Source organism: Microbacterium abyssi, assembly GCF_015277895.1.
Lineage (GTDB): Bacteria > Actinomycetota > Actinomycetes > Actinomycetales > Microbacteriaceae > Microbacterium > Microbacterium abyssi.
The window spans coordinates 2,798,801-2,824,629 of sequence record NZ_CP063815.1 but is presented as its reverse complement, the minus strand read 5'-3'; the positions used below and the strand labels follow the sequence as shown (position 1 = coordinate 2,824,629).

The 25,829-nt window shown below is 69.3% G+C and carries 24 protein-coding genes; 15 read left to right on the top strand and 9 right to left on the bottom strand.

From position 1 onward, the window contains the following. Positions 1-15 precede the first annotated feature (15 nt). Both IM776_RS13600 and IM776_RS13595 read left to right on the top strand, forming a co-directional pair. Entirely contained in the window at positions 16-1,065 is a 1,050-nt protein-coding gene (locus tag IM776_RS13600; protein WP_194420610.1) for a lipoate-protein ligase LplAB, read from the top strand. After that, the gene (locus tag IM776_RS13595) at positions 1,044-1,922 is read left to right on the top strand and encodes a DNA-methyltransferase (protein WP_228479771.1); all 879 of its coding nucleotides are present in this window, start codon (positions 1,044-1,046) and stop codon (positions 1,920-1,922) included. Before IM776_RS13600 ends, IM776_RS13595 begins: the two co-directional genes overlap by 22 nt. 37 nt (positions 1,923-1,959) lie before the next feature. Here the strand turns inward: IM776_RS13595 and aztA are convergent, their stop codons facing one another. Further along, a complete protein-coding gene (gene aztA / locus IM776_RS13590) occupies positions 1,960-2,619 on the bottom strand; it encodes a zinc ABC transporter ATP-binding protein AztA (protein ID WP_194420609.1) in 660 nt (219 codons plus the stop codon). 54 nt (positions 2,620-2,673) lie between these two features. Here aztA and aztB point away from each other — a divergent pair, with 54 nt between their 5' ends. Genes aztB through aztD form a run of 4 tightly spaced genes read left to right on the top strand, consistent with a single transcriptional unit; the run spans position 2,674 to position 6,861 of the window. Next, positions 2,674-3,531, top strand: coding sequence for a zinc ABC transporter permease AztB (gene aztB / locus IM776_RS13585; RefSeq protein WP_194420608.1), 858 nt, complete (start codon positions 2,674-2,676; stop codon positions 3,529-3,531). Further along, complete coding sequence (locus IM776_RS13580) at positions 3,528-4,739, top strand: hypothetical protein (protein WP_194420607.1); 1,212 nt, start codon at positions 3,528-3,530, stop codon at positions 4,737-4,739. The genes aztB and IM776_RS13580 overlap by 4 nt, the downstream gene beginning before the upstream one ends. Beyond that, a complete protein-coding gene (locus tag IM776_RS13575; RefSeq protein ID WP_194420606.1) occupies positions 4,736-5,638 on the top strand; it encodes a metal ABC transporter substrate-binding protein in 903 nt (300 codons plus the stop codon). Before IM776_RS13580 ends, IM776_RS13575 begins: the two co-directional genes overlap by 4 nt. A gap of 32 nt (positions 5,639-5,670) precedes the next feature. Continuing rightward, positions 5,671-6,861, top strand: a complete 1,191-nt coding sequence (gene aztD, locus IM776_RS13570) for a zinc metallochaperone AztD (protein WP_194420605.1) — start codon at positions 5,671-5,673, stop codon at positions 6,859-6,861. Between the two features lie 63 nt (positions 6,862-6,924). Here aztD and IM776_RS13565 read toward each other — a convergent pair whose 3' ends face one another. From IM776_RS13565 to IM776_RS13550, 4 genes are all read right to left on the bottom strand, one after another. Continuing rightward, a complete protein-coding gene (locus IM776_RS13565) occupies positions 6,925-8,247 on the bottom strand; it encodes a TRAP transporter large permease (protein ID WP_194420604.1) in 1,323 nt (440 codons plus the stop codon). Between the two features lies 1 nt (position 8,248). After that, positions 8,249-8,839: a TRAP transporter small permease gene (locus IM776_RS13560; RefSeq protein ID WP_194420603.1), complete on the bottom strand. Its 591-nt coding sequence runs from the start codon at positions 8,837-8,839 to the stop codon at positions 8,249-8,251. A gap of 129 nt (positions 8,840-8,968) precedes the next feature. Beyond that, positions 8,969-10,000: a TRAP transporter substrate-binding protein gene (locus IM776_RS13555; RefSeq protein ID WP_194420602.1), complete on the bottom strand. Its 1,032-nt coding sequence runs from the start codon at positions 9,998-10,000 to the stop codon at positions 8,969-8,971. A gap of 136 nt (positions 10,001-10,136) precedes the next feature. Continuing rightward, complete coding sequence (locus IM776_RS13550) at positions 10,137-11,234, bottom strand: LacI family DNA-binding transcriptional regulator (protein ID WP_194420601.1); 1,098 nt, start codon at positions 11,232-11,234, stop codon at positions 10,137-10,139. A gap of 115 nt (positions 11,235-11,349) precedes the next feature. Here IM776_RS13550 and IM776_RS13545 point away from each other — a divergent pair, with 115 nt between their 5' ends. The 5 genes from IM776_RS13545 to IM776_RS13525 all read left to right on the top strand — a co-directional run bounded on the left by IM776_RS13545 (position 11,350) and on the right by IM776_RS13525 (position 16,210). Next, entirely contained in the window at positions 11,350-11,574 is a 225-nt protein-coding gene (locus IM776_RS13545; protein WP_194420600.1) for a hypothetical protein, read from the top strand. A 65-nt stretch (positions 11,575-11,639) separates the two neighbouring features. Continuing rightward, complete coding sequence (gene uxaC / locus IM776_RS13540; RefSeq protein WP_194420599.1) at positions 11,640-13,046, top strand: glucuronate isomerase; 1,407 nt, start codon at positions 11,640-11,642, stop codon at positions 13,044-13,046. Further along, positions 13,043-14,461 carry a mannitol dehydrogenase family protein gene (locus tag IM776_RS13535; RefSeq protein WP_194420598.1) on the top strand — a complete coding sequence of 473 codons (1,419 nt, stop codon included), beginning with the start codon at positions 13,043-13,045 and terminating at the stop codon, positions 14,459-14,461. Before uxaC ends, IM776_RS13535 begins: the two co-directional genes overlap by 4 nt. A gap of 16 nt (positions 14,462-14,477) precedes the next feature. Continuing rightward, positions 14,478-15,716: a D-mannonate dehydratase ManD gene (gene manD / locus IM776_RS13530; protein WP_194420597.1), complete on the top strand. Its 1,239-nt coding sequence runs from the start codon at positions 14,478-14,480 to the stop codon at positions 15,714-15,716. Further along, positions 15,713-16,210, top strand: a complete 498-nt coding sequence (locus tag IM776_RS13525; RefSeq protein WP_228479770.1) for a gluconokinase — start codon at positions 15,713-15,715, stop codon at positions 16,208-16,210. The genes manD and IM776_RS13525 overlap by 4 nt, the downstream gene beginning before the upstream one ends. Positions 16,211-16,220: 10 nt before the next feature. Here the strand turns inward: IM776_RS13525 and IM776_RS13520 are convergent, their stop codons facing one another. The 4 genes from IM776_RS13520 to galT all read right to left on the bottom strand — a co-directional run bounded on the left by IM776_RS13520 (position 16,221) and on the right by galT (position 21,285). Continuing rightward, positions 16,221-17,687, bottom strand: coding sequence for a carboxylesterase/lipase family protein (locus IM776_RS13520; protein WP_228479769.1), 1,467 nt, complete (start codon positions 17,685-17,687; stop codon positions 16,221-16,223). Between the two features lie 114 nt (positions 17,688-17,801). Next, the gene (galE, locus tag IM776_RS13515; protein WP_194420595.1) at positions 17,802-18,779 is read right to left on the bottom strand and encodes a UDP-glucose 4-epimerase GalE; all 978 of its coding nucleotides are present in this window, start codon (positions 18,777-18,779) and stop codon (positions 17,802-17,804) included. A 119-nt stretch (positions 18,780-18,898) separates the two neighbouring features. Further along, entirely contained in the window at positions 18,899-20,080 is a 1,182-nt protein-coding gene (gene galK, locus IM776_RS13510; RefSeq protein WP_194420594.1) for a galactokinase, read from the bottom strand. After that, positions 20,080-21,285, bottom strand: coding sequence for a galactose-1-phosphate uridylyltransferase (galT, locus tag IM776_RS13505; RefSeq protein ID WP_194422659.1), 1,206 nt, complete (start codon positions 21,283-21,285; stop codon positions 20,080-20,082). Before galT ends, galK begins: the two co-directional genes overlap by 1 nt. A 174-nt stretch (positions 21,286-21,459) precedes the next feature. On the opposite strand from galT, the gene IM776_RS13500 reads away from it, so the two are divergent. From IM776_RS13500 to IM776_RS13485, 4 genes are all read left to right on the top strand, one after another. Next, positions 21,460-22,422, top strand: coding sequence for a LacI family DNA-binding transcriptional regulator (locus IM776_RS13500; RefSeq protein WP_194422658.1), 963 nt, complete (start codon positions 21,460-21,462; stop codon positions 22,420-22,422). Between the two features lie 162 nt (positions 22,423-22,584). Continuing rightward, positions 22,585-23,748 (top strand): Gfo/Idh/MocA family protein, encoded by a 1,164-nt coding sequence (locus tag IM776_RS13495; protein ID WP_194420593.1) that lies wholly within the window; start codon positions 22,585-22,587, stop codon positions 23,746-23,748. Between the two features lie 3 nt (positions 23,749-23,751). Then, on the top strand, positions 23,752-24,924 hold the full coding sequence (locus IM776_RS13490) for a dihydrodipicolinate synthase family protein (protein WP_194420592.1): 1,173 nt from the start codon (positions 23,752-23,754) through the stop codon (positions 24,922-24,924). Beyond that, a complete protein-coding gene (locus tag IM776_RS13485; protein ID WP_194420591.1) occupies positions 24,921-25,784 on the top strand; it encodes a sugar phosphate isomerase/epimerase family protein in 864 nt (287 codons plus the stop codon). The genes IM776_RS13490 and IM776_RS13485 overlap by 4 nt, the downstream gene beginning before the upstream one ends. The last annotated feature ends 45 nt before the right edge of the window (positions 25,785-25,829 follow it).

The following is a 25,829-nucleotide window of genomic DNA, read 5'->3' as shown; positions in this document are numbered from 1 at the left end:
CGTTAAGCTGGACTCGTGCATGGTGAGTACAAGGTTCCCGGTGGAAAGCTCGTCGTCGTCGATGTCGAGGTCGCGGACGGCAGACTGACGGACTTCCGTCTCGCCGGAGACTTCTTCCTCGAACCGGACTCGGCGCTGGAAGACATCGACGCCGCCGTCAACGGGCTGCCCGCCGAGTCCGATGCCACGGTCATCGCCGATGCGGTGCGTGCTGCCCTTCCCACCGGAGCGCAGCTTCTCGGATTCACGCCGGAGTCGGTCGGCACCGCCGTGCGCCGCGCGCTCGTGACGGCGCCGGGCTGGCGCGATTTCGACTGGGAGATCGTGCACGAGAAGGCCGTCTCGCCGCGGATGAACCTCGCCCTCGACGAGGTGCTCACCTCCCGTGTGGGTGAGGGGCGTCGACGCCCGACCCTGCGGATCTGGGAGTGGGAGGAGTCCGCGGTCGTCATCGGCTCGTTCCAGTCATACCGCAACGAGGTCGACCCAGAGGGTGCCGAGCGCCATGGCTTCGACGTCGTCCGCCGCATCTCCGGGGGCGGGGCGATGCTAATGGCCGCGGGGCAGATCGTCACGTATTCGCTGTACGTGCCGGCATCCCTCGTGCAGGGCCTGACGTTCGCCGATTCGTACGCGTTCCTCGACGACTGGGTGCTCCAGGCGCTTCGCTCGCTCGGGATCGACGCGACCTATCAGCCGCTCAACGACATCGCGAGCCCGTCCGGCAAGATCGGCGGGGCCGCGCAGAAGCGCCTCGCGAACGGCGGCGTGCTGCATCACGCGACGATCTCGTACGACATCGACGGACAGGTGATGACCGAGGTGCTCCGCATCGGCCGCGAGAAGCTCAGCGACAAGGGCACGACGTCGGCCGCCAAGCGCGTCGACCCGCTCCGCACGCAGACCGGGCTCAGCCGCGCAGAGATCATCGAGAGCTTCAAGACGACCTTCCGCTCGCTGACGGATGCCGAGGACGGCACGATCACGCCGGAAGAGTACGCCGACGCCGAGGCGCTCGTGGAGTCGAAGTTCTCCACCGACGCGTGGCTGCACCGCGTGCCGTGATCGCCGAACCGGGCAACGTCCAGATCATCCAGGGCGACAACCTCGCCGTCGCGCAGTCGCTGCCGTCGGCATCCTTCACGCTCGTGTATCTGGACCCGCCCTTCAACACGGGGCGGGCGCAGGAACGGCAGGTCGTCACCGCCCGGCGCACGTCCGGCGAGGACCCGCCGGCGGGGGAGATCCGGCACGGGTTCCACGGGCACGAGTACGAACGGGTGCGCGGCATGCTGCGCGCCTACGACGACCGGTTCGACGACTACGGCGCGTTCCTGATCCCGCGGCTGGAGGAGGCGTGGCGGCTGCTCGCCGACGACGGCACCCTGTACCTGCACCTCGACTACCGCGAGGCGCACTACGCCAAGGTCATGCTCGACGCGGTCTTCGGCCGCGACTGCTTCCTCAACGAGCTCATCTGGGCCTACGACTACGGCGCCAAGTCGCGTCGCCGCTGGCCGACCAAGCACGACACGATCCTCGTCTACGTGAAGACTCCCGGCGGGCACGTCTTCAACGCCGACGACATCGACCGCGAGCCCTACATGGCGCCGGGCCTCGTCACCGCAGAGAAGGCCGCCCGCGGGAAGCTCCCCACCGACGTCTGGTGGCACACGATCGTGCCGACCACCGGCCGGGAGAAGACCGGCTATCCGACGCAGAAGCCCGAGGGGATCCTCCGCCGCGTCGTGCAGGCGTCCAGTCGCCCCGGCGATCGCGTGCTCGACCTGTTCGCCGGCAGCGGCACGGCCGGGGCGGTGGCATCGACGCTCGGCCGCGACGCCGTGCTCGTCGACGACAACCCCGAAGCGATCCGGATCATGCAGGCGCGGATGCCGCACGCCGTGGTAACGACCCCGTGACCACGGCGCCCTGATCACGACGCGCTGACCGCAGCGCTCAGGCGCGCACCCTTCCGTCGTGCAGCTCGAGCACGTCGTCGATCGAGGCGAACTCGGCGGGGTCGTGGGTGACCGCGATCACGGCGGCACCCGCCTGCGTGAGGCGCGCGATCGACGCGGCGATGATCGCGCGCGAGCGCGCGTCGAGACCCGCCATGGGCTCGTCGAGAAGCACGAGGTCCGCGCGCTGCACGAGCACCTGCGCCAGAAGGGCGCGCTGACGCTGCCCGCCGGAGAGCGTCCCGACAGGACGTCGGGCCAGTTCCGTGAGCTCGACAGCAGCGATGGCCTCGGTCACCGCATCGCGGTCGGCCCTGCGGGACGGGCGCCACGCGCCGAGGCGTGCCCAGGTGCCCATCGCGACGACGTCGGCGACTGTCAGCGGCAGGTGCGGGGCGAGCGCCGTGGACTGCGGGAGGAGGGTGATGTGCGTGTGCGGCCGCATCTCGACGACTCCGCGGTCGGCGGACAGGAGCCCGGCCGCCACCGAGAGCAGCGTCGACTTCCCCGAGCCGTTCGGACCGACGACGACCAGCAGGCGTCCGGCGTGCGCCCGGGCGTCGACGCCACGCAACGCCGGATGCCCGTCGCGGGTCACGTCGATGTCGCGCAGCGAGAGCACGAGCGTGGTCGGCAGGAGAGCGGATGCAGGGGACACGACTCCATTATTGCAAATGAAAATCATTCTCAATAACTGCTACAGTCGCTGATTGTGTCGTTCCTGCTGGATCCCTTCGCCGCCTCTTTCGTGCAGCGCGCCCTTGTCACTGGCGCGCTCGTCGCCGTCATCTGCGGTGTTGTCGGCACCTGGGTGGTGCTGCGCGGGATGGCCTTCCTCGGTGAGGCGATGGCGCATGGGATGCTGCCGGGGATCGCCTTCGCGACCCTGCTCGGAGTCCCGCCGGTCCTCGGCGCCGCGGTCAGCGCGGCGGGCATGTCCGTAGGAATCGGGATGCTGCAGCGCCGCGGGCGCCTGTCCGCGGACACCAGCATCGGCCTGCTCTTCGTCGCCAGCCTCGCCCTCGGCGTCATCATCATCTCCGCCTCCCGGAGCTTCGCGACCGACGCCACCGCCATCCTGTTCGGCGACATCCTCGCGGCGTCTGCGGCCGACGTCGTGATGCTGGGTGTCGTCGCCGTGATCACGATCATCGTGGCGGCCGGCGGGCACCGCTCCTTCGTCGCGATCACGGTCGATCCTCGGCAGGCGCAGCTGCTCGGCCTGCGCCCGCGCGCCGCACACGTGCTCCTGGTCGGCCTCATCACGCTCGCGATCGTCGCGGCATACCAGGCGGTCGGGTCACTGCTCGTGGTCGGGATGCTGCTGGGACCCGCTGTCGCGGCAGGGCGCTGGGCGACCCGGATCCCGTCAACGATGGCGCTCGCCGGCCTGATCGGCACCGCCGCCGTCGTGCTCGGACTGCTCATCTCCTGGCATGCCGGCACGGCCGCCGGCGCCACGATCGCCTTCGTCGCGATCCTCTCCGCCGTCGTGTCGGCGCTCGCGCATCGCATCCTGTCCCCGCTCACCCCTGGGCGCCTCCGCGTCCGCGCCGAAAGGAACTCATGAGATCCCGCCTCGCCGCCGTCTGCGGCATCCTGATTCTTGCCCTCACTGCCTGCTCCGCAGCGCCCGGGAACGCCGGGTCGCCGAGTTCGGACACCGGCGACGGCCACGGCGAGATCGCCGGAGCGCACGAGCTCGCCGAACCCGCCCTGCACCTCACGACCATCGACGCCGAGGGCACGGTGCACCACCTCGATCTGCTCGATGAGGGGCAGTCGGTCCTCGCCGGGATCGAGCCGATCGACGACCTCGTCTCCGACGGCAGGTACCTGTTCGGCATCCGGGAAGGGTCCGTCACCGTGATCGACAGCGGCGTCTGGACCTGGAGCCACATCGATCACTTCCACTACTACGAGGCGCCCGCGAAGGTCATCGGAGAGATCACCGGACCGGGCAGCGCGGCGGTCGTCCCCGGCGAGGTCGGCGTCGGGATGCTGTTCGAGGGCGAAGCCGTCCTGATCGAGACGCCCGCCCTCGCCGACGGGGAGATCGTGGAGAGCTTCCGCATCCCCGTCGATGCGCATGACGGGCTCGTCGTCCCGCTGACGCAGGGCGCCGCCGTCACGGAGCCGGATGCGACCGGAGCCGTGCAGGCGCTGCGGATGATCGCGGCCGACGGCACGACGGGGGAGTCCGTCGCCTGCGCTGCGGCGGCGGGCACGATCATCACTGTCGTCGGCACCGTCGTCGGCTGCGCCGACGGAGCGGTCCTCTCCGTCGGTGGTGACCCCGGTGAGTGGGAGCGCATCGCCTATCCGGCGGATGCAGCCGCGCAGGCGCACCAGCGGGCGATGTCATTCGCCGCCCGCAAGAGCAGGCCGACGGTCGCCGCGCTCGCCGGCGACACGGGATTCTGGCTGCTTGACACTCGCGAGCGGACGTGGTCGCTGCATGACATCGGCGAGGAGCTCGTGCAGGTGGCGGCCGTCGACGACGACGCCTCACGCGTACTCGCCCTCACGGCGGACGGCGCTGTGCTCATCCTGTCCGACGGCGAGATCACCGCCCGCACTGAGCCACTCGTCGCGGCATCCCTCGACGATCCCGGCCTCGCAGCTGGCGTGACCTTCGTCGTCGATCAGAACCGTGCCTATCTGAACGGTCCCGCCGAGCAGACCATGTGGGAGATCGACCCGGCGGACGGGGCGCGCATCTCGCGCACCTTCGAGACCGGCGCCGCACCGCTGCACCTCGCGGGGACCGGCCGATGAGGCGCGCAGCCGCGAGCCTGCTCGCCGCCCTCATCGCCGTCGGCGCGCTCGCCGGATGCGCGGCGTCCGCCGATGAGCGGCCGAGCGTGTACGTGACCACGAACATCCTCGGCGACGTCGTGTCCGAGATCGCCGGTGATCGGCTCGAGGTCGTCACGCTGATGGCACCGGGAGCCGACCCGCACTCGTACGAGCTCTCCGCCCAGCAGGCCGCGGGCCTCCGTGATGCCGATCTCATCGTCGCCAACGGGCTGGGGCTGGAGGAGGGCCTCGCCCACCACGTCGAGGCGGCGGCCGACGACGGCATCCCCGTCCTGGAGGCGGGAGATCACATCGACGTGCTCGAGTACGCCGAGGGCGCAGGTCCCGACCCGCACTTCTGGACCGACCCCGGGCAGATGCTCCTCGTCGTCGACGCGATCGCGCCGCTGCTCGGAGAGCTCGCCGGTGACGCGGGAGCCGAAGTCCTCACCGCCGCCGATGACTACCGCGCGTCGCTCCTCGCGCTCGATGAGGAGATGGCGGGCTCGCTGGGCGCGATCCCCGCCGAGCACCGCGCCCTCGTGACGAATCACCACGTCTTCGGCTACCTCGCGCGACGGTACGACGTGACCCTCCTCGGTGCGGCCATCCCCGGCGGAACCACGCTCGCCGCGCCCAGCGCCGCCGACCTGCAGGAGCTCGTGACCGCGATCGACACCGCGGGCGTCCGCACGATCTTCGCGGAGTCCTCACAGCCCGACCGGCTCGTGCAGGTGCTCGCGGACGAGGCCGACCGGGACGTCGCCGTGGTGGAGCTCATCACCGAGTCGCTCGCACCGACCGGCGAGCCCGGGGACACCTACCTCGACATGATGCGCGTCAACACCGAGCGCATCGTCCAGGGCCTGAGCCCATGATCCGCCCGAGAGGGCACAACGAAAGGAAGAGAATGACACAGCTGAACCGAACCGCGCGCTTCGCGGCCGGAGCCGGGGTGGCCGCGCTGCTGCTGGCCGGGTGCGCAGCCCAGCCGGCAGCGCAGTCGCCGGGATCGACGTCCACGGGCGCGGATGCCGTGACCGACGGGCCCCGCATCGCCGTGGCGTACGCCGGAGGCGTGCTCGTCGTCGACGGCGAAACGCTCGAGGTGATCGGCGACCTCCCGTCGGAGGACTTCGTCCGGCTCAACTCCGCAGGAGACGGCCGCCACGCTTTCGTCACCACGTCGGAGGGCTTCCAGCTGCTCGACGTGCGCGAGCCCGAGCTGACCGATCTGGTCGTGGATGCCGCAGCGGCGGGACACGTGGTCGGGCACGGCGGGAAGACCGTGCTCTACGACGACGCGACCAGCGACACCACGATCTTCGACACAACGGCGCTGGCGGACATCGACGGGGCGCTTCCGGAGGCGCGGGTGATCGAGGGCGTCGAGGCGCACCACGGCGTTTCCGTGCTGCTGGAGGACGGCACGTTCGTCACGACCGTCGGCGACGCGAGTGGTCGCACCGGCATCCGCGCCGTTGACGCCGATGGCACGGAGCTGGCGGCCAGCGCGGAGTGCCCCGGCGTCCACGGCGAAGGTACCGCGCAGGACGAGGCCGTCGTGTTCGGTTGCGAGAACGGCGCACTCGTCTTCCACGACGGTGAGATCACCAAGCTGACCTCGCCTGATGAGTACGGGCGCATCGGCAACGCCTACGTGTCGGAGAGCAGTCCGCTCGTCGTCATGGACTACAAGGACGATCCGGACGCGGAGGGCTACTTGCTGACCCAGATCGCGCTGGTCGACACTGCCGCCAAGACCCTGGAGAAGGTCGACCTGCCTGAGGGCGTGAGCTACACCTTCCGGGGTGTGACGCGCACCGAGAGCGGCGACGCCGCGATGATCGGCTCGGACGGCAAGCTGCACGTGATCGATCCGGCGACAGGCGAGATCACGGCGTCCTACGACGCGATCGAGCCGTGGGAGGGTCCGAGCGAGTGGCAGCAGCCGCACCCGGCGATCGCCGTCGACGGTGACATCGTCTACGTCACGGATGCCGCGAACCGCTCCATCGTCGCGATCGATGCCGTCACCGGGGAGAAGGTCGCAGAGGCCGATCTCCCGGAGACGCCCAACGAGATCACGCTGGTCGGCTAGGGCGGACGGCAGCGGGGCTGTGCGCGCACGATGCGCTCACAGCCCCGCTCGGTCTCCGTGCGATCAGCGGATGAGCCCCAGGGTCTCGGGCAGCCACATCGAGATCGCCGGGACGAACGCGACGATGAACAGGCCGACCACGAGTGCCCAGAAGAAGGGCCACAGGCGGGCGATGACCTTCTCCAGACGCACGTTGGCGACGCGCGACGCCACGAACAGGTTGTTGCCGATCGGCGGCGAGATGTTGCCGAGGCACATGTTGAACACCATCATCGCGCCGAAGTGGATAGGGCTGACGCCGAGCGCCGTCACGACCGGCAGGAAGATCGGCGTGAAGATCAGGATCGCGGGGGTCGGGTCCATCACCGTTCCGGCCAGCAGCAGCACGATCATGATGATGAGCAGCACGACCACGACGTTGTCGGTGAAGCCGAGCAGCCCCTCGGTGACCAGCTGCGGGATGCGGGCGAAGGCGAGGACGTAGCCCAGGATGCCGGAGACGCCGATCAGCAGCATGATGATGCCCGTGACCTTCGAGGCCTCGAGGACGATCTTCGGCAGCTCGCGGATCGGGAGCGTCCGCTGCAGGAGCCCCAGGACGAAGCAGTAGAGCACGGCGATGACGGCCGACTCGGTCGCCGTGAAGATGCCGCTGAGGATGCCGCCGATGACGACGAAGATCATCAGCAGTGCCGGCAGTGCCTTGAGCAACACGATCATCGTCTGACCGAAAGTCGGGCGGACTGTGCCCTTCGGCATCCGCAGCTCGGGGTGCTTGCGGGCGTAGAGGGCGACGACGACGATGCAGACCAGAGCCCAGATGAGTCCCGGTCCGACGCCGGCCATGAACAGTGCGCCGATCGAGGTGCTCGAGACGAGCGAGTACACGATGAACGTGTTGCTCGGCGGAATCAGCATCCCGGCGGGAGAGGAGGCGGCGTTGACCGCGGCGGAGAACGCGGGGTCGTACTTCTCGCGGTTCATGCGCGGGGTCATGACGGTTCCGATCGCCGCAGCCGAGGCGACCGAGGCGCCGGAGACGGCACCGAACATGGTGTTCGCGACGACGGTGGTCTGGGCGAGCGACGCCGGCAGCCGGCCTGCGACGACCTGGGCGAGGTCGATGAGCCGCGCGGCGATGCCGCCGGTGTTCATGAGTCCGCCGGCGAGTATGAAGAACGGTATCGCGAGCAGGCTGAACGAGTTGCTGCCCTGGAAGATCTTCTGCGCAGAGGTGAAGGTGGCGCCTTCCCAGTCGCCCAGGAGGATGAAGATCGCGATCGCGGAGGGCAGGCCCATGGCGATGGCGACGGGCAGGCCGACGGCGATGCCGAGGGCGATGCCGCCGATCAGGACGATCGATGCGATGAGGGTGATGGTGTCCATGTCAGATCGCCTCGCTGATGTCGTTGGTGTCGGGAGTGGGCTCCTCGACGCCGGCGAGGAGGCCGATGATCTGGACGATCGAGTAGAAGAGGATCAGGACACCTGCGATCGGCATGACCAGGTAGACCTGTCCGATCGACAGCGGGAGCGACGAGAGCTGCTGCTGCCAGGAGTTCTCGGCCACCGCCAGCCCACCGACGATGAAGACCGAGAGGATGAAGAACGCGACGATCAGCTCGATCACGATCGCCGCGGCACGGCGCGAGCGCAGCGGCAGCTTCTCGATGAGGATCTCGACGGCGATGTGCCCGCGCTCGGAGAACACGTACGCGGCGGCGACCATTGCCAGGATGACGAAGCTGTACTGCGCGGCCTCCTGCGTCCACGCCGCGGTGTCGTTCAGCACCTCACGCGTGAAGACCTGCCACGCCACGATGGCGACCAGCCCGACGAAGACGATGATGCAGAGCCAGCCGAGAAATCGGTCGACGCCCTTGCGAGCGGCGCCCAGCGCGGCCATCAGGCCAGGCCATCGGGTGGCGCCGGCGGGCGGGTCGCCCTGCCCGGCGTCATCGGGTGTGTTCGTGGTCACGGTGTCCTCCGTTCCAGCGGGGCAATCGGATGCCGTCGCCGTATTCGCACGTCGTCGTCGCGTGAGCCTGAGCCCGGGGGGGCGCGGGACGGTCGGCCGACCGTCCCGCGCCCCCCGGTGCGTCAGGTTCTACTCTGCAGCGCCCCGGATCGCTTCGTAAGTGGCCTTCTGAGAGTCAGTGGTGAGGAACTCATCCAGCAGTGGCTCCAGGGCCTCGGCGAACGCGTCGGCGTCGACCTCCGCGAACTCCGCTCCGGCGGCCTCAGCGTCGGCGACGGCCTTCTCGGTGTCGGTCTTCCACAGGTCGGTGTGCTGCTCCCAGGCGGCGGTCCAGGCCTCGTCGAACGCGGCGCGGTCCTCATCGGTCATCTCGGCGAGCGTGTCGCTGTTGATGATCACGAAGTCGGCGCCGACCAGGTGGCGGGTGTACGAGAGGTACGGCGCGACCTCGTGGTGCTTGTTGCTGAAGTACGAGATCTCGTTGTTCTCGGCGCCGTCGACGACGCCGGACTGCAGGCCGCTGTAGACGTCGCCGAAGGGCAGCGGCGTCGGCGATGCGCCGAGGGCCTCGATCATCGCCATGAAGACCGGGCTCTCCTGCACGCGGATCTTCTTGCCCTTGAGGTCGGCTGGCGTCTCGGCGACGCCGTCCTTCAGGTAGATGCTGCGCTCGCCCTGGGTGAGCCCGCCGACGACGGTGATGTTGTTGCTCTCTTCGAGCGACGAGTACAGATCGCCGACGATCTCCTGGTCGGAGAGGACCGACATCTGGTGGTCGATGTCGTCGAAGACCTTCGGGAGGCTGAAGAGCACGAAGTCCTCGTTGACGTTCTCGAGCTGCGGAGCAGAGACCACGGCGAGGTCGATGACGCCCTGGCTGACGGACTGCAAGTACTCGTCCTGGTTGCCGAGGGTGCTGTTCGGGTGCACCTCGACGTCCCAACGCCCGTCGGTGGCCTCATTGAGCTGCTCGCCGAACGCCTCGAGGGCGATGAACGAGGGGTGCGTCTCGGGCTGGTTGAGTGCGAGCTTCATGACGGTCGTCGAGGTGCTGCCACCGTCGCCGCCTTCTGCGTCGCCGCCGGTGCCGGAGCATCCGGCCAGGGTGAGTGCTGCGATCGCAGTGGTCGCGAGGAAGGCGACCCGGGTCTTGCTCCGCATGAGGTTCTCCTTTGAATGCTGTGTGGGGGTGGGACATCGGTCGACTACGACCCGTCCGTCATACATTCATCCATCCGAATCGATGCGACGGCAACCAGTTGCCATGCTTTGCCGCCGCGCGTCGTGTCGGCAGGCGTCAGTACGCGGCGTCATCGGTGAACGCCGGTCTGCCGCCGTTCGGCCAGTCGTTCATAGGGTTCGCCGGCCCCGTGGACGCCCGCGTGACAAGCCGCGCGGGGAGCAGTGCGGTCTTCAGCGGACCGCCGGGAGAGCTGCGTGGAATGCGCAGCTTGCCACCCAGGTCGTCGAGCAGCGTCTGCACCGCGACGGCACCGAGTTGCCGTAGGGGCGCCGCCACCGTCGTCAGCTGCGGGGTGCAGAAGTCCGCGCCGAAGATGTTGTCGAATCCCACGACCGAGACGTCCTCCGGGATGCGGACGCCGAGACTCTGAAGCCCGCGCATGAGACCGATCGCCAGCAGATCGTTGTAGGCGACGACCGCCGTGCTCGGCGTCGCCGTCAGCTCGCCGGCCGCCGAGAGGCCGCCGGCCTGGGTGGGGGAGAACGGCCCGATCCGGCGGGCGCGGAGGCCCAGCTCGTGGCATGCCTCGCGCAGCGCCTGCCAGCGCACGCCGTTCGCCCAGGAGGCATCGGGGCCGGCGATGTACGTGATGCCGGTGTGACCCAGCGCGCCGAGGTGCTCCACGGCGCGCCGCATGCCGCGGGCGTTGTCGGTGGCGACACTGGCGATGTCGCTCATGGAGCGGTTCAGCACGACGGTGGGGCGCTGCTTGGCCGCGACCCGGATCGAGGAGTCCGACATGCGTGAGGTCGCGAGCATGACGCCCTCCACCATCGGCAGTACTCGGTCCAGCGCCTGCCGCTCGGCCTCGACGGACTCCTGCACGTCGGCGACCAGCAGGGTGTACCCGGCTTTGGTGGCGGTGTCCTCTGCGCCGCGCAGCAGTTCGAAGAAGAACGGGTTGGTGACGTCGGCGACGATGATCGCGAGCAGCGAGGTCTTGCCGGTGGGAAGAGCGCGCGCCAGCGGGTTCGTCCGATACCCCATCTGCGCCGCGACCTGCCGGATGCGCTCGGCGGTCTCCGCGTTGACACGGCCGGGCCTGGAGAACGCGCGGGACACCGTGGACGGCGCGACTCCGGCGGCGGCGGCGACGTCGTAGATCGTCGGTCGCTCCTTGCGCGGTGACGGTGGTGCGGACTCCTCTGGCATGCCGTGATGATAGGTCAGCCGTGCAACTGATGGCAACCGATTGCGGCTTTGTTGCCAGCGCCTCTGAATGGAGGGGAACCACCTTGCGCAGCGCGCATCGACGATGAGGACACGCGTGAACGACGACGACATGCTCGCTGAGACCGAACTGGCCGAGGAGGAGCTGCGTCGACTGGGCCTCGGTCACGTGCAGGTGCACGCCTACGGGGGACTGGCCTGCCTGGAGGCTCCGCATGACGAGATCTCCGCGATCACGGGCGAGCCGTTGCGCGCCGAGGTCCTGCGCGCCGTGCGCGGTGCAGGGTTCGATCGCGTCGCCGTCCACCTCGACACCGAATGAGCGCAATCCACGGCCACATATGGCAACCGGTTGACACGATTTGGCGCCCTCTGAATTATGGAGGAATGCCAGCGCCGCTTGAACTCGACGACGACCGCCTCCTGCCTGTGGATCCTGCCAGCAGGGCGATCGCACGCGACCTCTACGCCTCGGTGGCGGAGCTGCCGATCATCTCTCCGCACGGGCACGTCGACCCGGCGATGCTGCGCGATGACATCCCGTTCTCGGATCCGGCCGAACTGTTCATCACCAAGGACCACTACGTCACGCGGCTGCTGCACGCCGCCGGCGTCGATCTCGCCACCGTCGGCGCGGGGCGCACCACCGGCGCCGACCCGCGCGCGGTGTGGCGCGCGTTCGCCGAGAACTGGCACGTGTTCGCCGGCACGGCATCCGGTTACTGGCTCGCACACGAGCTCGTCACGCTGTTCGGGATCGATGTCGAGCCCTCCGCCGAGACGGCCGACGCGGTCTACGACGCGATCGCCGCTCGGCTCGCCGAGCCCGCGTACCGGCCTCGCGCCCTGTTCGATCAGTTCCGCATCGACGTGCTGGCGACCACGGACGACCCGATGGACGACCTGGCCGTGCACGCCGAGCTCGCCGCCGACGACTCCTTCCGCGGACGGGTGCTGCCGACGTTCCGCCCCGACGCCTATCTCGACCCCGCCGCGGCCTCGTTCGTGGGCAATGTGCAGCGGCTGACAGCAGCGAACGGCACGCCGATCGACGACTTCCGGGGTTATCTCACCGCGCTCGAGGCACGCCGCGCCCATTTCATCGCGCACGGTGCCGTCTCAGCCGACCACGGCGTGGTCGAGCCGTACACGGTCGATCTCAGCGACGACGAGGCCGCATCGCTCTACCGCCGTGCTGTCGCGGGAGACCTGGATGCTGCCGGCGCTCGCGAGTTCCGCGGAAACATGCTGCTGCGCATGGCGGGCATGAGCGCGCGCGACGGGCTGGTCATGACGATCCACCCCGGCGTGCACCGCAACCACTCCACCGCGACGTTCGACAGGTTCGGTCCCGACACCGGGCACGACATCCCGTTCACCACGACGTACACGCAGAATCTGCGCCCGCTGCTGGAGAAGCACGGGCTCGAAAAGGGCCTGCAGATCGTGCTGTTCACCGTCGACGAGACGGTCTACTCGCGCGAGATCGCCCCGCTCGCCGGCTTCTACCCGAGCGTGTTCATCGGCGTTCCGTGGTGGTTCCTGGATGCTCCGGATGCCGTGCTGCGCTTCCGCTCCGCCGTCACCGAGACCGCCGGCTTCTACCGCGGCTCCGGTTTCATCGACGACACGCGCGCGTTCCTGTCGATCCCGGCGCGGCACGACATGGCCCGTCGCCTCGACTCGGCGTTCCTCGCCCGCCTCGTCGGCGAGGGGCGAGTCTCGCGTGCGCAGGCCGAGCGCATCGCCGTCGATCTCGTGACCACCGTGCCGAAGAAGGCCTTCAAACTGTGAGCGCCGTCGTCACCACCGCCCTCGATCGCGCCTCGGCGGCCGAGCGCGAGGGCCGCTCGTTCGATCGCGCGCCCGTGCGCATCGTGCACCTCGGACTCGGCGCCTTCCACCGCGCGCACCAGGCCTGGTACACGGATGCCGTCGACGAGGCGAACGAGTGGGGCATCCGAGCCTTCACCGGCCGCAGCGCCACCGCAGCCGAGGAACTCGCAGGGCAGGACGGCCTGTACTCGCTGATCGAGCGCTCCGGCGACGGCGACAGCATCGCCATCATCGACGCGATCGTCGACGCCGTCGACGGATCGCGGGTGGACATCCTCGCCGAGACCCTGGCCTCCCCCGAGACGGCGCTCGTCACGCTGACGATCACGGAGGCCGGATACGCCGTGGATGCCGCCGGCCGCCCCGACACGAGCCAGGATGCCGTGGCATCCGATATCGAGTGGCTGCGTACGCACCTGCGCGCCGAGGAGATCGACCTCAGGACCGCACCGCAGACCGCGCTCGCCCGTCTGCTCACCGGACTCGAGGCGCGCCGCCGCGCGGATGCAGGGCCGATCGCCGTCGTGTCCTGCGACAACCTGCCCGGCAACGGCGAGCTCACGCGCACGGCCATGACCTCGCTCGCACAGCTGGCCGGAGCATCCGACACCCTCGCGTATCTGAACGAGCAGGTCGCCTTCCCGTCGACGTCGATCGACCGGATCACCCCGAAGACGACCGAGGCCGAGATCGCGCTGGTGCGCGAACGGACCGGCTTCGAGGATGCCGGCCCCGTCGTCACAGAGCCGTTCCGCGACTGGGTGATCAGCGGCGAGTTCCCCGCCGGGCGTCCCGCGTGGGAGAACGCCGGCGCACGCTTCGTCGACGACATCGACCCGTTCGAGTGCCGGAAGCTGTGGCTGCTGAACGGCTCGCACTCGTTCCTCGCCTATGCCGGCGCCGCCCGTGGTCACGAGACCGTCGCGCAGGCGATCGGCGACCCGCAGATCCGCGGCTGGGTGAACGAGCTGTGGGACGAGGCCGCGCGTCACCTCACCGCGCCGCACCTCGGCATCGACGACTACCGCGCCGCTCTCCTGGAGCGCTTCGACAACGCGCGCATCCAGCATCTGCTCGCGCAGATCGGCAAGGACGGGACGACGAAACTGCGCATGCGCATCCTCGACGTGCTGCTGGCCGAGCGCTCCGCCGGTCGCGACGGAGCCGCCGGCATCCGCGTGCTGGGAGCGTGGGTCTCGCGCGCGCTAGCCGGCGTGCTCCCGGAGGACAGCAACGGCCGGGCCGTCGCGGATGCCACCGGCCAGGGTGAGGGCGCCGTCGGGGCGCTTCTCGCGCTGATCGACGAACGGCTCACCGACCCGGATATCGTGGACGCGGTCACCCTCGCCGCCGCCGACTTCACTCAGAACTGACATCACTGGAGGAATCATGATCATCGACAAGGCTGAAGTCATCGTCACCAGCCCGGGGCGGAACTTCGTGACGCTGCGGCTGACGACGGACGAGGGACACGTCGGCATCGGAGATGCGACGCTGAACGGTCGCGAACTCGCCGTGGTGAGCTATCTGAAGGACCACGTGGTCCCGCTGCTGATCGGCCGGGACGCGCACCGGATCGAGGACACCTGGCAGTTCCTGTACCGCTCGGCGTACTGGCGCCGCGGCCCGGTCACGATGGCCGCGATCGCCGCCGTCGACATGGCGCTGTGGGACATCAAGGGCAAGGCAGCCGGCATGCCGGTGTACCAGCTGCTCGGGGGCGCATCGCGTACGGGGCTGATGGCCTATGGCCACGCCTCCGGCAAGGAGCTGCCCGAACTGTTCGACTCGGTGCGCTCGCACCTCGACCAGGGGTACAAGGCCATCCGCATTCAGACCGGCGTGCCCGGACTGAAGGCCATCTACGGCATCGCATCGCAGGCGGCGGACGCCGGCGGCGGCGAGGCGCGCTACGACCACGAGCCGGCCCGCCGCGGCGCCAAGCCGGTCGAGGAGGACTGGGACACCCGCTCGTACATGCGGCATCTTCCCGGTGTCTTCGAGGCGGTGCGCAACGAGTTCGGTCCCGAGATCCCGCTGCTGCACGACGGCCATCACCGCATGACGCCGATCCAGGCGGCCAAACTCGGCAAGGCGCTCGAGCCCTACGACCTGTTCTGGCTCGAGGACTGCACCCCGGCCGAGAACCAGGAGGCGCTGCGCCTGGTGCGCCAGCACACCACCACCCCTCTCGCGATCGGCGAGATCTTCAACACGGTGTGGGACTTCAAGGACCTCATCCGCGAGCAGCTCATCGACTACGTCCGCGGCGCGGTCACGCACATGGGCGGCATCTCTCCGTTGAAGAAGACCCTCGACTACGCGGCGCAGTACCAGATCAAGTCGGGCATGCACGGACCGACCGACATCTCGCCGGTCGGCATGGCGGCCGCGATGCACCTGGGTCTCAGCATCCACAACTTCGGAATCCAGGAGTACATGCAGCACTCCGAGAAGACGGACCAGGTGTTCCAGCAGTCCTTCACCTGGGAGAACGGGCTGCTGCATCCCGGCGATCAGCCCGGGCTCGGTGTCACGCTCGACGTCGACGAGGCCGGCAAGTACCCGTACGAGCAGGCGTACCTGCCGTACAACCGCCTCACTGACGGAACGGTTCACGACTGGTGAGCGATCACGCCCCGCTGATCTGCGTCATGGGGGTGTCGGCGGCGGGCAAGTCCACCGTCGGCATCGCGCTCGCCGAGACGCTGGGCGTACCCTTCCTGGATGCCGACAGTCTGCACTCCGATGTGAACCGGACGAAGATGAACGCCGGCACCCCGCTGACCGATGACGATCGATGGCCGTGGCTCGACACGGTCGGCGGTCGCTTCGCCGCGGCGGAGACCGGACTCGTCATGGCGTGCAGCGCACTGCGGCGGGTGTACCGTGACCGCATCCGTGCGGCGGCGCCCGACGTCGTGTTCGTGCACCTGACCGGGTCGCGGGAGCTGCTGCTCTCGCGCGCGGAGGCGCGGACGGATCACTTCATGCCGGCGTCACTGCTCGACTCGCAGCTGATCACGCTCGAGGATCTCGAGACTGATGAGGCAGGGCTCGAGGTGACCGTCGATCGGACGCCGGAGGTGCTCGTCGCGGAGATCGTCGAGCGGCTCGGCTGAGCGAGCCTGCTCACACCAGCGCGAGCACGCTGTCATAGGCATCCTCCGAGACGTCCGGCCCCGTCCCCCCGAACACCCGGGCGATCCCAGGGGCGGTAGACCACGCCGGCCACCCGGGCTCGCCGTCGGTGATCATCGCCACGGCGGCCGCGTGCATCTCGTCCGCCAAACCCTGGGGCGGGTGGGGGCCGGCGAGATTCGCGACCTTCTCGCGGTCGAGCCCGTCGAACCAGAACGGCACGTCGAGGCAGTGGCAGGCCCAGCCTTTCGTGGGGGACACCCACGAGAACCGGTACGCCCAGGTCTCGGCATCCGCTCCGTTCCGTGCCTCGGCGACACGCGGGATCAGCACGCGGAACACGTGATCGCTGATGAAACGCCCGACCATCGCGACGCCGCCCTTCTTGCGCTGCGCGGCGTTGGCGGTGAGATATGCGTGCCGAGTCGAGCGGCCGCGCAGGAACGGCAGGAGCAGGATCGCGGATGGAACTCGGCGCAGCTTCCCTCCTTCGCGCTCGGCGACCATGGTGAACTCGTCGTCCGTCGCACCGAGCAGCAGCGGCTTGTCTGCGCCGGTGCCGTCGGCGAGCGCGTCGACGGTCGGGCGTGCGATGAGTTCCCCGTCCACCATCGGGCCCCATGGCAGGCCGTCGCTGAGCAGGTCGAGAACCATGCCGACACCCTTACGCGGAGTCGCGGCCTTCGGCTGCAGCTGGCGGATGCGGCGTTCTGTGAGGCTGCGGAATCCGTCGACGTCCGCGGTGACGCCGCCGAGCTCGGCGATGCGCTCACCCCGCCGTCGTGCTGCGTCGAGCGGCACATCCGCTAGGGCGCCCGAGAACGACATCGCCCGGTGGAACAGGTGCTGCGCCTGCGGCATCCCGAGCAGTGTCAGCACGGCGCCGCCGCCGGCGGACTGCCCGCCGACCGTGACGCGCGCCGGATCTCCGCCGAACGCGGCGATGTTCTGCTGCACCCACTCGAGGGCGGCGATCCAGTCGCGCACTCCGCGATTGGCCGGTGCCCCTTCGATGTACCCGAAACCGTCGAAGCCGAGCCGGTACGAGATCGAGACGGTCACGACGCCGTCGCGGTTGAAGCGCGCGCCGTCGTACCAGGGGCTCGCCGGCGATCCCTCGGTGTAACCGCCGCCGTGGATCCAGACCAGCACGGGGAGTGCGCCGTCGAGCGCGGGCGTGAACACGTTGACGTTCAGCGTGCTCTTACCGGGGACCGCCGGCTCGGGGATGAGGTTGTCCACGCCCGTGATCCGCAGCGGCGTGGCGCCGTAACTCGTGGCATCCAGCGGCTCGGTCCACGGGTCGGGCGCGATGGGTGCCGCGAAGCGCAGCTTTCCGACTGGCGGCTTCGCGAACGGGATGCCGAGGAACGCCGCTGACGCGTCGGGTGTGCCGTGGTCGCGCCAGAACCCGCGGACCGGACCTGAAGCGGTCGCGACGATCGGGGACTCGGTCACCTGCTGCCTCCCTCGATCGTGCGTGAGCGCCTGCCGCAAAGATGTGCGCCTCGTTCGCACGAATCTACTGAACTCCTCCGCGCGAAGCCCACATCCGCGAGCGAAGCCTACGCTTCAGCTCGCGTTGCGGCGGGCCTCCCAGCCAGTGCGGACCATCTCGTCGACCGTGTAGCGCATCTTCCAATCGAGGTCGCGGGCGGCGAGGTCCCCTGCGGCGACGATGCGGTCGGGGTCGCCGGGACGGCGCGGTCCGATCTGGGGCGTGAAATCGACGCCGGTGACGCGCACCATGGCGTCCATGATCTGCTTCACGGACAGGCCGTCGCCGGAGCCGAGGTTGTAAGCGGGCTCGATCGGCGCGCCGGAGGCGAGGCGCTTGGCGGCCTCGACGTGCGCCGCGGCGATGTCGCCGACGTGCACGTAGTCGCGCACGTTCGTGCCGTCCGGGGTGTCGTAGTCGTCGCCGTTGATGCGCGGCGTCTTTCCGGCAAGCAGCGCCTCGAAAACGATCGGGAAGAGGTTGTGCGGGCTGACGTCGTAGACGGTCGGATCCGCCGAGCCGACGACGTTGAAGTAGCGCAGCGACGTGTGGCGCAGCGGATGCTCGGACTCGGCCGTCGCGATCGCCTGGTCGCGCAGCATCCACTCGCCGATCAGCTTGGATTCGCCGTACGGGCTGGCGGGCCGCTTGGCGGTGTCCTCGACGACCAGCGACTCTTCCGGGGTGCCGAAGACGGCGGCGGACGACGAGAACACGATGTTGTGCACGCCCGCGGCATCCATCGCCTCGAGGATCACGCGCGTGCCCTCGACGTTCTGCGCGTAGGTGTGCAGCGGGCGCTGGACCGAGACTCCGGCGTACTTGAACCCGGCGACGTGGATGACGCCCTCGGCGTCGTGCTCGCGCAGCGCGCGCTCGATGAGCTCGCGATCGAGGATGCTGCCCTGCACGAACGGCACGCCTTCCGGCACGAACGACGGGATGCCGCTGGAGAGGTCATCCAGGACGACGGGGGCGAGCCCGGCCTCCGCCAGTGCGCGCACCACGTGCGATCCGATGTAGCCGGCTCCGCCGGTGACGATCCAAGACATGTGCTTCCTCTCCTCGAGGCTCTCATTCTTTCAGGGGCCGCCTGTTTCTGCCGAACGCACGGTCTGGCACGCCCGAGGCGCACGAACGGCAGAAACAGACGGGCGTGACCGGGCCGCGCTCAAGCCTCACGGTGGGCGCCGGCGGAGGGCGTGACGGTGAAGATGTGCGGTGCCGCGAATCCGGATGCCGCGAACGCGGCGGTGACGGCATCCGACACGGCCTGCACGGCGCCCTCCTCGACCAGGGCGATCGCGGCGCCGCCGAACCCGCCGCCTGTCATGCGGGCGCCGAGCGCCCCGGCATCCAGCGCCGATTCGACCGCCGTGTCGAGTTCGGGGACCGAGATCTCGAAGTCGTCGCGCATCGAGGCGTGCGAGGCGACGAGCAGGTCGCCGATCGCGCGCGCTCCGCTCTCCCGCAGCGTGCGCACGGTGTCGAGCACCCGCTGGTTCTCGGTGACGATGTGGCGCACGCGGCGGAAGGTCACGTCGTCCATGAGTTCCCGAGCCCGGGGGAGGTCGTCGACCGAGACATCGCGCAGCGCGGGGACGCCCATGACGGCAGCGCCCTTCTCGCACGACGCTCGTCGCTCGCGGTACCCGCCGGTGGAGTGCGCGTGCGAGACGCGGGTGTCGATGATGAGCAGTGCGAGCCCGGCCATGCCGAGCGACACGGGGTGCGCGTCGAGAGTGCGGCAGTCGAGGAACAGGGCCGCGTCGGGCTCGCCGAGCATGGACGCCATCTGGTCCATGATGCCGGTGGGGGCGCCGACGGCCTCGTTCTCGGCGCGCCGGCCGATGCCTGCGAGTGTCGTGCGGTCGAGGCCGGTACGCCAGAGGTCGTTCAGTGCGGATGCCGTCGCCCCCTCGATCGCGGCGGAGGAGGAGAGGCCGGCGCCGATCGGGACGTCGGAGGAGATGGCGATGTCGACGCCGCGGAGCTCGGCTCCGGAGCCTGTCGCGGCGAGCTGGAGGGCCCACGCGACGCCGAGCGGGTAGGCGGCCCACTCGGGGGCGGCAGGCTCCCGGCCGGGCGCGGTCGGGAAGAGCGGGGCGAGCTCGTCCAGGGCGAACTCGACCGGCGCGTCTGCGAAGGTCGACGCCACGCGGATGCGCCTGTCATCACGTATGCCGACTGCGGCATAGGTGCGGTGGGGAATCGCGAACGGCAGGACGAACCCGTCGTTGTAGTCAGTGTGCTCGCCGATGAGGTTCACACGGCCCGGTGCTGACCAGACGCCGTCGGGCGTGCGGCCGGTGAGATCGTGGAACAGGGCGGTCGCGGCATCCGGCGTCGTCATCAGGCGACCTCGCCGACCAGGGCGATGGCTTCACGGAGTCGCTCGGCAGCCTGTTCCGGGGCGATTTCGGCGGTCCATGCCCACATGGCCGCCTCGGATCCGGCGAGGAACTTCAGCTTGTCGGCGGCGCGTCGCGGGCTGGTCAGCTGCAGGTGCAGACGGACAGAGTCGCGACCGATGTTGACGGGCGCCTGGTGCCACGCGGCGATGTACGGAGTGGGGGCCTCGTAGAGCGCGTCGACGCCGCGGAGCAGCTTCAGGTAGAGCGGGGCGAGTTCGTCGCGCTCGGCCGCGGTGGTCTCGGCGAAGTCGGGCACGTGCCGGTGCGGCATGAGATGCACTTCGAGGGGCCAGCGGGCCGCGAACGGCACGAACGCCGTCCAGTGCTCGCCGCGGAGCACGACGCGCTCCGAGCCCTGCTCGAGTTCGAGGATGTGCTGGAACAACTCGGGTGCCGTGCGGTCGATGCTCTCCAGCAGGCGAGTCGTGCGCGGCGTGACGTAGGGGTACGCGTAGATCTGTCCGTGCGGGTGGGGGAGGGTGACGCCGATCGCCTCGCCGCGGTTCTCGAACGGGAAGATCTGCTCGATGCCAGGCAGCCGCGACAGGGCTGCGGTGCGGTCGGCCCAGGCCTCGATCACCGTGCGAGCGCGGGTGACCGACTGCGTGCCGAACGAGCCTGCGTGGTCGGGACTGAAGCAGACGACCTCGCAGCGGCCGACGGCGGTGCGGCTGCGGCCGAGGCCCAGGGCGGCGAGGTCGTCGAGGCCGCGCGGAGGATTGGCTGCGGCGGGGGCTGCGCCGTGGGGCTCTGCGAGTGCGGGGCCGAACGCCGGGGAGCGATTCTCGAACACCGCGACGTCGTACACGGAGGGCACTTCCGACGGGTTCGCCGGGGTCTGCGGGGCGAGCGGGTCGGCGTCGGCGCCGGGCATCATGACCCGGTTCTGCCGGTTCGCGGCGACCGTGATCCAGTCGCCGGTCAGCACGTCCAGCCGCATGGTGGCGGTGCCGGGGCGAGGGTCGAGCGTGCGGGCATCAACGGAGCGCTCGGGGCCGAGGGTGGTTCCCGGGTCGTCGTAGTAGATGAGGTCGCGGCCGTCGGCGAGCGTTGTGGCGCGCTTGACGACGCCGGCGCCGAGTTCGGTCGCGGGGCCTTCAGTCGCGCCGGGTTCGCTTGCGCACAGCTCCGGAGAATCTTGCATGTTCACGTAAACACGGTAACGCTGCGGCGGTGATAACGTCAACACTCAGGAGTTATGCGCGGCGGGCGGCTGCGGCCGACGAGCCAGGACCAGGAGGGGATGCCGGTGACCGACGACCTGTTCGGCCTCGAGCGCCCTCGCCGACTCCGCAGCGCCCCGTCCGGACGCGTGTCGATGGCCATGGTCGCCAGTCGTGCCGGTGTGTCGGGCCAGACCGTATCGCGCGTCGTGAACGACAGTCCGCGGGTCGATCCGGCCACGCGCGCGCGGGTCGAGCAGGCCATGGCCGAGCTCGGGTACCGCCCGCACCGCGCCGCGCGGGCTTTGCGCACCGGCAGGTCGCAGACGCTCGGGATCGTCGCGACGACGCTGGCGACGGTCGGCAACTCGCGGATGCTGCAGGCCACAGCCGCGGCCGCGGAACGCCGTGGCTATGCGCTGATGGTGGTGACCGCGGTCGATGACGTCGCCGCGGCGTTCGAGCGCCTTCAGGACCAGGGCGTCGACGGGGCGATCGTGCTGAACGAGGCGTCCGCGCTCACCCATGCATCCGATCAGCCGGAAGGGTTGCGGCTCGTGGTCGTCGACGCCGCGGCGGACAGCGGATTCCGGACGGTGAGCAGCGATCATGCCGGCGGCGCGGCGGCCGCGACGCATCACCTGCTGCAGCTCGGCCACGAGACCGTGCACCACGTCGCCGGCCCCGCGGGATCGTTCGCCGCGGCCGAGCGTGAGCGCGGATGGCGCGAGAGCCTGCAGGCTGCGAGGGTCGAGGCGCCGCCGATCGTCCGCGGAGACTGGTCGGCAGAGTCCGGCCATGCCGCTGCCGCCGCCCTCGAGCAGGCCTCCGCCGTGTTCAGCGCCAACGATCAGATGGCTCTCGGCCTCATCCGCGGGCTCGCCGATCGCGGCCGCCGCGTGCCCGACGACGTGAGCGTGATCGGCTTCGACGACGTGCCGGATGCCGCCAACTTCCGCCCTCCGCTCACGACGATCCGGCAGGACTTCGCCGCTCTCGCCGAGGTGATCGTGTCCTCGCTCGTCGCCGACATCGAGGGCGCCGACGCGGGCGCGGGTGTCGACGCGGTCTCGCGCGTCGTGCCGACCGATCTGATCGAGCGCTCCAGCACGCGCTGACGAGCGCCGGCGCACGCTCCCGTGGCCGCGCGATGTCTGAACGCCTTGCCGCTCTCGATTCGCCTCCGAGGCGCACCCCGCGGTTGCCATCGTCTCGATGTCGTGCGATGATTCGGGAAAGCGCTTACCAGATCGATGGTAGAAGGACAGAACGGATCACACATGTCACAGGCGACGAGCCGCGAGATCGGCATCATCATGAACGGCGTCTCCGGACGGATGGGCTACCGGCAGCATCTGGTCCGCTCGATCCTCGCCATCCGCGACCAGGGCGGCATCGAACTCCGCGACGGCACGAGGGTGACCGTGAAGCCGATTCTCGTCGGTCGGAACGAGCAGAAGCTCGCCGAGCTCGCCGCCCGGCACGACATCGCCGATTACACCACCGACCTCGACGCGGCACTCGCCGACCCGCGGTGGGAGATCTACGCCGATTTCCTGGTCACCAAGGCGCGAGCAGCCGCGATCCGCAAGGCGATCGCCGCTGGCAAGGCGATCTACACCGAGAAGCCGACCGCCGAGTCGCTGGGCGAGGCGCTCGAGCTCGCCCGACTCGCGAAGGAGGCAGGCGTCAAGACCGGCGTCGTGCACGACAAGCTGTACCTGCCGGGTCTGCAGAAACTGAAGCGCCTCATCGACTCGGGCTTCTTCGGTCGTATCCTCTCGGTTCGCGGCGAGTTCGGCTACTGGGTGTTCGAGGGAGATTGGCAGCCCGCGCAGCGCCCGAGCTGGAACTACCGCACCGAAGACGGCGGCGGCATCATCAGCGACATGTTCCCGCACTGGAACTACGTGCTCGAGAATCTGTTCGGCGAAGTCAGGAGCGTCTACGCGCAGGCCGCCACGCACATCCCGGAGCGCTGGGATGAGAAGGGCGAGAAATACACCGCAACGGCTGAGGACGCCGCGTACGGCATCTTCGAACTCGAGGGCGGCATCGTCGCCGAGATCAACTCCAGCTGGACCGTCCGCGTGAACCGGGATGAGCTCGTCGAGTTCCAGGTCGACGGCACCCACGGCTCGGCGGTAGTCGGCCTGTTCGGCGCGAAGATCCAGCCGCGGAACGCCACACCCAAGCCGGTGTGGAATCCCGACCTCGAAGACACACACGATTACGACGGCGACTGGCAGAACGTGCCGACCAATGAGGTCTTCCTCAACGGCTTCCGGCAGCAATGGGAAGAGTATCTGACCTCGTTCGTCGAAGGCACCGATTACCCCTTCGACCTGCTCGCCGGTGCCAAGGGCGTGCAGTTCGCCGAGGCCGGCCTGACCTCGAGCGCCGAGGGGCGCAAGGTTGCGATCGACGCGCTGAGTCTGGACTGACAGATGAGCACGCTTCGCCTCATCTCCGCCGAGGGCGCGCTGTCGTCCGTGCTGCTGAACGACACCGGCACCCACGTGCGCCCGGCACGTCCGCTTCGCAGTCGGGTCGCGTACGCGGCAGCGCACGTCGTGCCCAGGGTCCATGCCGACAACACGCCGGGCCGGCCTGCGGACATCGACTGGGACTCCACGCTCGCTTTCCGGCGCAACGTGTACTCCTGGGGCCTGGGAGTCGCCGATGCCATGGACACAGCGCAGCGCAACATGGGACTGGATGCCGCTGCGACCCGTGAACTGATCACGCGCAGCGCGGAGGTCGCGCGGGAGCAGGGCGGATCGGTCGTCGTGGGCGTCAACACCGATCACGTCGCCGATCAGCGCATCACCCTCGACGAGGTCATCGGCGCCTACAAGGAGCAGCTGCACTTCGCCGAGGAGCAGGGCGCCGGTCCTGTGCTGATGGCATCCCGACATCTCGCCCGCGTCGCGATCGGCGCAGACGACTACCGCCGGGTCTATCGCGCAGTCCTCAGCAGCGCGACCGTCCCGGTCGTGCTGCACTGGCTCGGCACGGCCTTCGACCCAGAGCTGGAAGGCTACTTCGGAGCAGCTGACTGGCAGACGGCATCGGGCGTCCTTCTCGACATCATCGCCGAGAACGCGGACAAGGTCGCCGGCGTGAAGATGAGTCTGCTGAACGCGGAGAGCGAGATCTCCGTGCGTGAGCGGCTTCCGAAGGGGGTGCGCATGTTCACCGGCGACGACTTCAACTATGTCGGCCTGATCGGCGGCGACACCGTCGGGCGGGGCGACAGTCACTCAGATGCTCTTCTCGGAGCCTTCGCCGCGATCACCCCGGTCGCGTCGGCCGCTATCCAGGCGCTGGACGCCGGTGACCCCGCGCGCTACCTCGCGATCCTCGCTCCGACCGAAGAGCTCAGTCGCCACGTCTTCGAGACTCCTACCTTCTACTACAAGACCGGGGTCGCGTTCCTCTCCTGGCTCAACGGCCACCAGCCCGCGTTCCAGATGGTGGGTGGACTGCATTCGGCGCGCAGCCTGCCGCATCTGAGCAGGATCGTCGAACTCGCCAATGAATCGATGGCACTGGAACAGCCGGAGCTGGCGCTCGAGCGCTGGCACGGGATGCTTCGCCTGAACGGACTGAATGCATGAACGCCGTCGACCCACGCCTGTCGATGAACCAGGCGACCATCAAGTACGCGAACCTCGAGACCGCTCTCGAGGTCACCGTGGACGCTGGAGTGCAGGCGATCGGTCTCTGGCGCGAGCCCGTGAACGACGTCGGCCTCGACGTCGCCACGCGGATGCTGACCGATTCGGGGCTGCGCTTCACCACGCATTGCCGAGGCGGCTTCTTCACCCTGCCTGACGGGCCCGCGCGCATCGCGGCGCTGGATGACAATCGTCGCGCGATCGAAGAGACGGCAGCGCTCGCCGCCGCCGGCGCGGCTGGATCCACCGCCGTTCTGGTGCTGGTGGCCGGAGGGCTGCCGGAGGGTGCGCGTGATCTCGCGGGCACTCGCCATCGCGTTCAGGATGCGATCGGAGAGCTGGTTCCCGACGCCCTCGCCGCCGGCGTCACGTTGGCGATCGAACCACTGCATCCGATGTACATCTCAGACCGCTGCGTGGTCTCCACGCTCGGGCAGGCGCTGGACATCGCCGCGGATTTCGACGCCAGGGCGGTCGGCGTGACCGTCGACACATTCCATGTCTTCTGGGACCCCGATGTCCTGATCCAGATCGCGCGTGCCGGTCGGGAAGGGCGACTGGCGACCTACCAGGTATGCGACTGGAAGACGCCACTGCCCGCGGACGTGCTGCTGAGCCGCCACTATCCCGGCGATGGCGTGATCGACTTCGGCTCGCTCACCCGCGCCGTCGTGGATGCCGGATACACCGGCGACATCGAGGTGGAGATCTTCAACGAGGACATCTGGGCTGCGGAGCATCGCGAGGTCGTGCGCCGTACCGCCGCCGGGTTCCGCGATGCGGTCGTGCCGCACCTGTGACGGCGGCTCGCCTGCGCGCGTTCAGGAACGTGAACAGTAGGCTCT

Excerpts from the sequence above, each read along its gene's own strand:
- IM776_RS13490 (WP_194420592.1), top strand. The coding sequence starts at position 23,752 with ATGAGCACGCTTCGCCTCATCTCCGCCGAGGGCGCGCTGTCGTCCGTG.
- IM776_RS13575 (WP_194420606.1), top strand. The coding sequence starts at position 4,736 with ATGAGGCGCGCAGCCGCGAGCCTGCTCGCCGCCCTCATCGCCGTCGGC.
- IM776_RS13495 (WP_194420593.1), top strand. The coding sequence starts at position 22,585 with ATGTCACAGGCGACGAGCCGCGAGATCGGCATCATCATGAACGGCGTC.
- manD (WP_194420597.1), top strand. The coding sequence starts at position 14,478 with ATGATCATCGACAAGGCTGAAGTCATCGTCACCAGCCCGGGGCGGAAC.
- galT (WP_194422659.1), bottom strand. The coding sequence starts at position 21,285 with ATGCAAGATTCTCCGGAGCTGTGCGCAAGCGAACCCGGCGCGACTGAA.
- IM776_RS13485 (WP_194420591.1), top strand. The coding sequence starts at position 24,921 with ATGAACGCCGTCGACCCACGCCTGTCGATGAACCAGGCGACCATCAAG.
- aztD (WP_194420605.1), top strand. The coding sequence starts at position 5,671 with ATGACACAGCTGAACCGAACCGCGCGCTTCGCGGCCGGAGCCGGGGTG.
- IM776_RS13550 (WP_194420601.1), bottom strand. The coding sequence starts at position 11,234 with ATGCCAGAGGAGTCCGCACCACCGTCACCGCGCAAGGAGCGACCGACG.
- uxaC (WP_194420599.1), top strand. The coding sequence starts at position 11,640 with ATGCCAGCGCCGCTTGAACTCGACGACGACCGCCTCCTGCCTGTGGAT.
- IM776_RS13500 (WP_194422658.1), top strand. The coding sequence starts at position 21,460 with ATGGCCATGGTCGCCAGTCGTGCCGGTGTGTCGGGCCAGACCGTATCG.
- IM776_RS13580 (WP_194420607.1), top strand. The coding sequence starts at position 3,528 with ATGAGATCCCGCCTCGCCGCCGTCTGCGGCATCCTGATTCTTGCCCTC.
- IM776_RS13565 (WP_194420604.1), bottom strand. The coding sequence starts at position 8,247 with ATGGACACCATCACCCTCATCGCATCGATCGTCCTGATCGGCGGCATC.
- galK (WP_194420594.1), bottom strand. The coding sequence starts at position 20,080 with ATGACGACGCCGGATGCCGCGACCGCCCTGTTCCACGATCTCACCGGC.
- IM776_RS13555 (WP_194420602.1), bottom strand. The coding sequence starts at position 10,000 with ATGCGGAGCAAGACCCGGGTCGCCTTCCTCGCGACCACTGCGATCGCA.
- galE (WP_194420595.1), bottom strand. The coding sequence starts at position 18,779 with ATGTCTTGGATCGTCACCGGCGGAGCCGGCTACATCGGATCGCACGTG.